Consider the following 1,100-nt stretch of genomic DNA (forward strand, 5'->3'; position numbering starts at 1 on the left):
TATACCCAATAAACCTCAAGATGCAGGTTTGAGCACCTGAAAATGATCGTTAATTCGGGACGTCAGAAAACCCGCTATCCCCGGTAACGTATGGCTGAAAAATTCAGATATTGCATCCCTGAACTCCCTGCTGTTGCTGAAGTAGCGGTTATTCCGGGCATGTTCGTTCATTAACTTCCACATTCGTTCTATCGGATTCAGGTTCGGGCTGTACGGCGGGAGGTAATGAAGTTTTATATTTACCACCTCCGCCCAGTCTTTCACTAACTGTGAACGGTGATAACCAGCACCATCCAGAATAACATGAACTTTCTGCTGATAATCTGGATAAATTTTACGTATCTCATTGAAAAAACGAGATACGTTGTATTCATTAACCGTTTTATATTCGCAGATTAGCGGATGTTCCGGGGCCTTCAGATTCAGCGCCCCCATGATATTCAGCCGTGTACGACTACCTGTTGTTTTTACCGCTTTTCTCTGGCCTTTACGTATCCAGCCATAACCTATTTTGGTGGCCTGAGTCGGATGGACAGCATCAATAAAAAGAACCGGTTCATCACCTGCGGTGGCTTTGAGTTCCTCATAATATTCAATGAATTGCTTTTGTTTCTCTTCACTGAATTTATGCGGGACGCCTGACGGTTTTTTATAGGTGAAGCCGTTCCGGTGCAGCCACTTATTCATTCCCGGAATGCTGAAAACGATGTTCCATGTCCGCGCGACAAACGCGACAATATCACGGGTATGGTAAAATAAATTGTCGGATAAGTGGCTGATTAAAAAAGCCGTTTGTTCAGCGCTGAGTTTGCTGTCTGAGCCGCCATTTTCGGGCTTCAGCTTGCCTTTGTTCAGAAACTCGCTGATATGGTGGTCAACAGTAGTCTGATGCAGGCGTAAAGCCTGAGCGATCATGGCCGAACTCCAGCCCTCGGAGGCCAGAAGAATGGCTTTAATGCGATCGCAAACGCGCTTATCACGACTGGAGTCATGAAGACGCTCAAGTTCAGCTTTTTGTTGGTCAGTGATAAAGATTTTCATGGGGACAGCATGATCTCCTGTTGCTGAAAAATCAAGCGTCTTCAATGATCACGGGTATA

At 45.5% G+C, this 1,100-nt stretch carries 1 protein-coding gene; it reads right to left on the bottom strand.

Annotated features, from left to right (window positions below; translation table 11 throughout):
* Window positions 1–15: 15 nt before the first annotated feature.
* The gene (locus QMN93_RS25970) at window positions 16–1,041 is read right to left on the bottom strand and encodes an IS630 family transposase (RefSeq protein WP_040118421.1); all 1,026 of its coding nucleotides are present in this window, start codon (window positions 1,039–1,041) and stop codon (window positions 16–18) included.
* Window positions 1,042–1,100: the final 59 nt, after the last annotated feature.

The sequence above is a fragment of the Enterobacter sp. R-1.6.2 genome (assembly GCF_035064085.1).
Taxonomy (GTDB): Bacteria; Pseudomonadota; Gammaproteobacteria; order Enterobacterales; family Enterobacteriaceae; genus Enterobacter; species Enterobacter asburiae_B.